This window comes from Caldimonas manganoxidans ATCC BAA-369, assembly GCF_000381125.1.
Classification (GTDB): domain Bacteria; phylum Pseudomonadota; class Gammaproteobacteria; order Burkholderiales; family Burkholderiaceae_C; genus Caldimonas; species Caldimonas manganoxidans.
Genome location: NZ_KB905988.1, coordinates 1 through 7,183, shown reverse-complemented (window position 1 = coordinate 7,183; position 7,183 = coordinate 1). Strand labels below are relative to the sequence as shown.

The 7,183-nt window shown below is 69.0% G+C and carries 12 protein-coding genes; all 12 read right to left on the bottom strand.

The features are described 5' to 3' along the window. A partial coding sequence (locus tag F615_RS19785; protein ID WP_033371779.1) for a ParB/Srx family N-terminal domain-containing protein occupies positions 1-286 on the bottom strand: 286 nt, incomplete at its 3' end. Between the two features lie 327 nt (positions 287-613). Continuing rightward, positions 614-787: a hypothetical protein gene (locus F615_RS20600; RefSeq protein ID WP_245558379.1), complete on the bottom strand. Its 174-nt coding sequence runs from the start codon at positions 785-787 to the stop codon at positions 614-616. Further along, on the bottom strand, positions 784-1,110 hold the full coding sequence (locus tag F615_RS0116865; protein WP_019562322.1) for a type II toxin-antitoxin system RelE/ParE family toxin: 327 nt from the start codon (positions 1,108-1,110) through the stop codon (positions 784-786). The genes F615_RS20600 and F615_RS0116865 overlap by 4 nt, the downstream gene beginning before the upstream one ends. After that, positions 1,107-1,373, bottom strand: coding sequence for a type II toxin-antitoxin system ParD family antitoxin (locus tag F615_RS0116860; RefSeq protein ID WP_019562321.1), 267 nt, complete (start codon positions 1,371-1,373; stop codon positions 1,107-1,109). The genes F615_RS0116865 and F615_RS0116860 overlap by 4 nt, the downstream gene beginning before the upstream one ends. An 18-nt stretch (positions 1,374-1,391) precedes the next feature. Then, positions 1,392-1,835, bottom strand: a complete 444-nt coding sequence (locus F615_RS0116855; RefSeq protein WP_019562320.1) for a DUF6362 family protein — start codon at positions 1,833-1,835, stop codon at positions 1,392-1,394. Beyond that, a complete protein-coding gene (locus tag F615_RS0116850; RefSeq protein WP_019562319.1) occupies positions 1,828-2,049 on the bottom strand; it encodes a hypothetical protein in 222 nt (73 codons plus the stop codon). Before F615_RS0116850 ends, F615_RS0116855 begins: the two co-directional genes overlap by 8 nt. Position 2,050: 1 nt before the next feature. Then, positions 2,051-2,506, bottom strand: a complete 456-nt coding sequence (locus tag F615_RS0116845; protein WP_019562318.1) for a crossover junction endodeoxyribonuclease RuvC — start codon at positions 2,504-2,506, stop codon at positions 2,051-2,053. 128 nt (positions 2,507-2,634) lie between these two features. Beyond that, positions 2,635-4,911 (bottom strand): phage/plasmid primase, P4 family, encoded by a 2,277-nt coding sequence (locus F615_RS0116840; protein WP_019562317.1) that lies wholly within the window; start codon positions 4,909-4,911, stop codon positions 2,635-2,637. Next, entirely contained in the window at positions 4,895-5,149 is a 255-nt protein-coding gene (locus F615_RS18975) for a helix-turn-helix domain-containing protein (protein WP_019562316.1), read from the bottom strand. Before F615_RS18975 ends, F615_RS0116840 begins: the two co-directional genes overlap by 17 nt. Beyond that, positions 5,146-5,892, bottom strand: a complete 747-nt coding sequence (locus F615_RS0116830; RefSeq protein ID WP_019562315.1) for a PD-(D/E)XK nuclease family protein — start codon at positions 5,890-5,892, stop codon at positions 5,146-5,148. Before F615_RS0116830 ends, F615_RS18975 begins: the two co-directional genes overlap by 4 nt. After that, entirely contained in the window at positions 5,889-6,404 is a 516-nt protein-coding gene (locus F615_RS0116825; RefSeq protein ID WP_019562314.1) for a DUF6511 domain-containing protein, read from the bottom strand. The genes F615_RS0116830 and F615_RS0116825 overlap by 4 nt, the downstream gene beginning before the upstream one ends. A 9-nt stretch (positions 6,405-6,413) precedes the next feature. After that, positions 6,414-7,043: a hypothetical protein gene (locus tag F615_RS0116820; RefSeq protein WP_019562313.1), complete on the bottom strand. Its 630-nt coding sequence runs from the start codon at positions 7,041-7,043 to the stop codon at positions 6,414-6,416. Positions 7,044-7,183: the final 140 nt, after the last annotated feature.

Below are 7,183 nucleotides of genomic sequence, written 5' to 3'. Positions count from 1 at the left end.
GCGCGAGCCGGTTGTCGGCGATCACGTAGGCGCGCTTCTGCGCAGGCGTCAGGTGCGCAAGCTCGATCACCGGCACCTCGGCGAGCCCCAGCTTGCGTGCGGCCAGCAGCCGGCCATGGCCGGCGATCACACCGTGCTCGCCATCGACCAGGATCGGGTTGGTCCAGCCGAACTCGGCGATGCTGGCGGCGATGCGCGCGATCTGCTCGTCGCTGTGCGTGCGCGGATTGCGGGCGTAGGGGATCAGCGTCTCGACCTTGCGGTACGTGACGGCGAGCGTGTCCAGAATCGGTGTCTTGGAAACGAAGAAACCCGCCGACGGCGGACCGTGGGCGGGCTAGGGTGTCGGGGAGAAGGTCTCGGGCTGGAGGGCTGCAAACCGCAAACCCTGCAAACCTCGGTTTGCATCCTGACGGTGGCGAAGCGCCGCGCTCGCGCCCCCCGCATAGCGCTTTGGCCAGGAAGGACCCGTCGATCGCCGGGCAGCTTGTTCGGGCGTCACCGCTGTCCAGAAGTTAGCCGAAATCCTACCCCCGAAACGGCAGCTCTGTTGCAGCGGCTCGAGTCGCGGTTTCCCGCAGATGCGCGCTCATGCCCGACCCCGCGCGCCAAATCACGCCAAAACACGCAGACGGGAAGCGACTGGCGGGGACTTGCGGTTGCGCTTGGCTACCCGGCACAGCGCGTCGTACTTGCGCATCTTGCGCTTGTCGATGAAGCCCAGGCGATGCATGTCACGCGCCGTCTCATGGACGGCTTCGAGGATCCGGTCGTGGCGCTTCTTCATGGCCATCCAAGACGCCCACTTGGCCTGTCCTGGCCACCGAACTGGGCGCCGATATCCCGTGCGCCGTGCAAGACGCGCACGATGCTCACTTCATCGTCGGACGCGCAGAAGAAGATCACGTAGTTGCCATGAGCGCAGGACCGAATGCCTTCGCCGAGCTCGGGGCGCAGCCGGTACGCCTGGGGCGCCGCGGCGATCTTGCTGCATTGCATGCGAAGTTCTGCCACGAAGCTGACGGCTCGGCTCGGATTGTCCTGGGCGATGTAGTCGCCGATTTCCTCGATGTCGCTTGCGGCCAGCGGGGTGATGACGAGCCGGGTCATTTCGTGCGGCGCTTCGCCTGATCCCGGTACTTCGTCTCCAGTCGGTCAAAGACCTCTTCGGCCGGCTGCTCCGGACCACTGGATCGGCCGGCCGTGATGGCCGCACGCAGTTCTTCCAACTGCAGGGCGTGACGCTGGGCTTGCTCTTCCAGCAAGCGCAGGCCTGCGCGAACCACCTCGCTGGCGTTGTTGTAGCGACCGGAGGCGACCTGCTCCTTGATGAAGGCCTCGAAATGGGGGCTGAGGGCGACGCTCGTCGGCATGGGTTTGCATCATAACTGTTAGTAACTGTTATTGGATTCCTGCAGCCCCGTCTTGTCAAGCGAACGGCTGGGCAGGCGGTCTGCTTCTCGCTTGCCGTTGAGGGTGTCAGCCACGGTCTGCAACGCCCGCTGCCACCTCCGCCAGGCCGTGGTGCGGTCGCAGCCGAAGCGGGCGCAGATGTCGCGCCAGCGGTGGCGCTCGGCGCGCATCCACACGAGATGCCGTTCCTCTTCCTCCAGCCACAAGACCCAGCGCATGGTCTCGAGCATGCGCTCGATGGTCTCGGGTGTGGGTGGGAAGCGCCGGATCGTGGGTTCGGCCCCCAGCGTCTCCCAGGGCATGCGCCGGATCGCGGGCCAGGTGTTGAAGTAGCCCTGCACCCGCACGGACGGCAGGCGGTGGGCGGTGATGGCCGCCTCGCGGAAGCGTTCGGCCACACGCTCGACGGTCCACTCAGCCATGGCGCGCCTCCGGGGCTCCATCCCGTGATCCGTAGAGCCGCTCGCCGATGCGGCGGATCAGCTCGCGCTCTGCCCAGTCGAGCCGTTCATCGTCCAGACCGACGACGAGCAGGCGCTGCTCGCGCCAGCCCTGGCGCTTGACGGCTTCCACGTCCATCGGCTCGGGCTGCAGGCGTGCCAGCGGGCACCGGTAGCGAGGGGTCGGGATGTGCATCTCACCCCTCCTGCGCCGCGTCGTGGCGCTCGATCGCCCAGTGCAGCAAGGCCAGCGCATCGGCCTCGTTGTCGTCGGCGGGGCTGTGGCCGCGAGCGCGGGCGGCGGCCAGCATCTCGTCCTTGCGGGCGTTGCCACGGCCTGTGGCGTGCTTCTTGATCGTGCCCACCGGCACGCCCTGGTAGGGAATGCCGTGGTGCTCGCACCAGGCGGTGAGCGTGGCCAGGAACCCGCCGTAGGCGTGCGCGGCATCCACGCCCGCATGGCAGCGCACCTCCTCGAAGTACAGAAACTGAATTTCAGAAATCCAGCGCCGAAAGCGCAGGAAGCGCATGCCGCCGCCTTCGAAGCGCTGCGGGCGGAAGCTCTCCGCGCCGCTGGTGATGTGGCCGCTGCGGTCGCGCAGCGCCCAGCCGGTGGTGGTGCCCAGGTCCAGGGCCAGGATCGTGGAGATCATCGGTTCATCCTTTCATCGGTGTCTGGTGACCGAAGGTGACCGCCGTGCCGTATATCGGCTCTCACGTGCGCGCGCGCACGTGTAGAGGAATTACCGGCAGGCCAGTCACCTTCGGTCACCCTTGGGGTTCAGTCGTCGCGGTATGGGAGTCGTGCACCGAAGTCCTTGGGTTTGAGGGACAGCCCCGCCAGCCCCTTGGCACCCCCGTGCAACCGCGTGCGTTCGAAGCCGCGGTTGGCCAGTTGCTGCGCGAGCCAGCGGCTCGTGCCGACGTATTCGCCGCGCCGAGCAGCCCACTCTTGCCAGCGCTGGAACACGTCGGCCACGGACACGCGGGCCTGCGGATGGCGCTGCGCTTCTTCGTCGAGAAAGTCACCGATCGCGTCCTCCTCGTCGAAATATTCGGCGGTGGCCGACATCACGCTGGCCGGGGGCTGCAGCCCCTCGCGCTGCCAGGCCAGGCACCCCTCGACCGCCCAAGCCAGGATCCCGTCGCGTTCGGCCAGGAGCTTCTCGGTGAGCCGGCCATCGCGCTTGTCCGGCGGGATCGTCACCGTGAACGGGATCAGGTGCAGCCGCCGTTTCATCGCCTCGTCGATGTTGCGGATGGCGGGCTTGTGGTTGCCGACGATGACGGGCTTGAACTGCGGCGTGTAGGTGAAGAAGTCTTTGTGCATGAAGCGCGCGGCGATGCGGTCTCCGCCCGTGATGGCCTTGACCTTGGATTCGGCCCAGCGCCGCCCCTGCTCGGTTTCGATGGCGGAGACGAAGCGCGCCCCGCGCAGGCCCGCGAGGTCCGTCGGGTGGCGCTCATGGCGTGTCTCGACGAAAGTCTCCATCGAGGCGGTGGCCGCATAGTCGCCCAGGATCGTGGCCACGGTGTTGACGAACACGCTCTTGCCGTTGGCGCCGGTGCCGTAGAGGAAGAACAGCGCATGCGCCGCCGTCGAGCCGGTGAGGCAGTAGCCGACCATGCGTTGCAGGTACGCTTGCAGTTCGGCATCGCCGCCGGTCACGTCGGCCAGGAAGGCCCGCCAACGCGGGCAGTCGCCGCGGGGCGTGGCGGCGGCGAGCCGGGTCATGCGGTCGGCGCGCTCGTGCGGGCGCAGCCGCCCGGTGCGCAGATCGACCACGCCGCCCGGCGTGTTCAGCAGCCAGGGATCGGCATCCCACTCTTCGGAAGTGGAGGCATGCCGCCGGTCGGTGCGGGCGAGTCGCTCCACGCCGCCCACCGTGCTGCTGGCGGCGAGCTTGGCCGCGAGCCGGTGCGAATCGGCCTCGAGGGCGGCCTCGCGGCAGATGGCGCGGATGAGGTGATGCACCAGCAGCGTCTCATCCGCCTGCCAGCGCCGGCCATCCCACACCAGCCACTTGCCCCAGGCGGCGCAGTAGCGCCAGTCCTCGGCGTAGCGCGCGGTGAAGGCGAGCGCCAGCGCGTCATCGGTGGCCCAGACGGAGGGCTCTTGGGTGGGCTGCCCAAGTGCGGGTTTGATGCTCATGCGCGGGCCCGCGGCGATGAAGGCGCCGACATCGAAGCCCTCGGCCACGGCGTCGGCCGCATCCCACCCTTCGGGCTTGTCGTCGGGCGGCAGCAGCACGTCGCAGGTGGCGGCGCCGGCCGCGAGCGCCGCCTGCGCGGCGGCCATCGCGTACTCCCAGCCCGGCTTGTCGCGGTCGGGCCAGATCAGCACCGCCTTGCCCGCCAGCGGCGACCAGTCGGTCTTGTCCACCGGGGCCTTCGCCCCGTGCATCGCGGTGGTGGCCACGATCCCGATCTCGATCAAGGCCTGCGCGCATTTCTCGCCTTCGACCAGCACCACCTGCGCGGAACTGGCCATGCCCGGCTGGTTGTAGAGCGGCCTCGGCTCGGGCGGGGTCATCCTGCGCCGCTTGGCATCCCAGGGCCGGAACTCCTTCTTGCGCCCGGGCGGGTCGTAGCGGTAGACGACGGCGATGAGCCGCCCCTGCGCGTCGAGGTAGTCCCACTTGGCGGTGGCGGGGCCGAGTTCGTCCAGAGGCGTCTGCCGGTTTGCCCGACGGCGTTGGGACGCCGGGGCCGCGGGGACGCGACCGACGAGACCCTCCGCGACATCGAGGACGTGCGCAAAGTCGCGCTCGGCATCGAGCCCGTGATGGGCGGCGATGAGGTCGAAGACATCGCCGCCTTCGCCCGTGGCCCGGTCGGTCCACAGGCCCGCTTTGTCGCCTGCGAGCACCACTTCCAAACTGTCGCCCGGGCTGCCCAGCACGTCGCCGATGAGGAACTTGCCTCGGCGCATGCGACCGGCAGGAAACAGCAAGGGCAGCAGCCCCTCCAAACGCCCGTGCAAGGCGCTGCGCACGGCCTCGCGCCGCTCGGCGGCCACGGCTTTCCCCTGGGGAGCGGGATCATGGAAGTCCAACATCGGCCTCCTCCCCATGACGGCGCTGCGCGATGCCGCTGGCCTGCGCGTCCTGCATCCAGGCGACGAGTTCGGTGAGCTTGAAGCGCAGCAGCTTGCCGACCCGGTAATGCGGCAGGCGCAGACGCCGGCGCTCCTTGGCGTGGGTGAGCCAGTACAGCGGCAGGTTGAGCGCGTGCGCCGCCTCACGGGCGTCGATCAGGCGCTCTCCGAGCACCTGGTGCAGCGGTGTGTTGGTCATGCCACGGTCCTCCAACACCGGTCCTGCCAAGGGCACATCCGGCATTCGACGTGGGTGGGGTCGGCAAACGCGCGCGGCAGCAGTTCGCCCGCATCGGTGGCCGTGATCACCTTCACCGCCCGGTCGGACATGCGCTGCGCAAGCTGGGCATCGAAGGGCACCCGCTCGGCGTAGATCTCCATCGTGTCGGCGTTGACCGCGGTGAACAGTGCCGGCTGCGCGTGCAGGCCGAGATAGGCCTGGTAGATCGCCACCTGCGCGGCGTAGATGGGCTTGGCCACCGCGAGCCGGTGCTTGTCCAGCTCGCGCCAGGGCTTCGCACCCAGGCACTTGTTCTCCCACAGCGCCGGATACCCGAAGCCCGGGCCCAGATCCGGCCCGGCGACGAGGACACCATCCACATGGCCCTGCAGGCGCCCGTCCAGCGCCGAGAAGCCCAGCTGCTCGCCGGCATCGTCGCGCGTGCGCAGCTCAAACCCTGCGGCGCGCAGCCAGGCGGCCATGCAGTCCTCCATCACATGGCCGCGCTCGAAGACGCGCAGCAGACGGCCGTCGGTCTCGCGACCCGGATCGACCGGGGCGTCGGCGACCTCGTACTGCATCTGCCGCTCGCAGGCCGCCCCCAGGCGCGAGGCGCCGAGATAAGTGCGGCGCGGCTGGGCCGCACGCGACTGCTGCATGGCCGCATCGATCAGCGCCGTGATCTGGCCCGAGAAGCTCCTGGAGGCGTTGAAGTCCATCATCGCCGCGCCTCCTGTGGTGCGCCCTTGCGTGCCGCTTTGGAGGCTGACTCCGGTTCCTCCCACGGCAGGTCGTCTTCCAGATCCGCGAAGGGGTCGGACACGGGGTCTTTGAGTCCCCGCACCGGCGGATACTTGCTCGCCTCGTGGTGCGCGACCATCGCCTCGGTGTAGCCGGTGACGATCGCGTCGATCACCTGCAGCGCCTCGGCCTCGGAATACTCGCCCAGCGGCTTGGCAAAGCCGATCTCGCCCGCGACCTCGCCGAAGGCCTTGAGGCACTTCTTCATCGCGGCCAGTTCGACGTCAGACGGATCGATCATGGCGACCTCCTTGATGTCGGTGCGCCCCTCGCGCACCCGCAGCCAGTGGCCGTAGAGCGCGTGAAACGCCTCCTGGCAGCGCCGCGAGCAGAACACCCAGTCGATCGGATAGCGCCGGGCGTCGCCCACCGGATGCCGAAGGTCCGTGTGGCCAAAGCCGCGCGCCTGTCGTTTGCAGACCCAGCATTTCACGTGTCCCCCTCATTGAGCCCAGGCCGGCTTACCCGGCACGGCGGGGCGTTGGGAAACGGCAGGCGTGGGCATCGCACGGGGCGGGGCGATCGCCGCCGGGGCGCCACCGTTGCCGGTGCCGGGGTTCTTCGGCGGCAGCCCCATCAGGCGGGCGTAGTCCGGGTGGTCGGGCTCGACGGCGTTTCGGATGACGTTCTTCAACTCACCCCGGCCGTCCTTCTCCACGTCGATGCGGGCGAGGAACTCGATGCCGTCGAGCTCGTGGAAGCCCTGGATGCGCCGCGCGGCGGCGGCCTGCGGGCTCATGTCCTGCGGATGGACGTTGCGGGCGGAATTGAGCACGGCGCGCACGAAGCTGCGCCCCATCTGGCCCCAGGTCGGGCCCTTCGGGGTGTGCAGGCCGATGTTGGTCCACAGCTTGCGCCGGGCGTACTCGCCCTCCAGCACGACGAACTCGGCCGCGAGATACACCGAGCCGGTCTCAAAGCTCTGCGTGGCGTAGCCGCCGGTCCACCCCTGGGCCGGGTCATCAAAGCCCCCGGGCTTGAGGGTCATGCGCACGCGGGCGAGCGTGCCCTTGGGGATCAGGTCGAAACTGGGCTGCTGCTGCGCGTCGTTGAAATCGTTCCAGGCGGTCATGGCTTACTCCTGGGATGCGGTGGGGGATGGCGGGATGCGGGTGGCGGCGGCGCACTTGTCGATCAGCGCGCGCAGGTTCGGCGGCTCCAGCAACTCGAGCTGGCCGGAGCGGTCCTTGGCCGGGACGCCGTAGGGGTTCA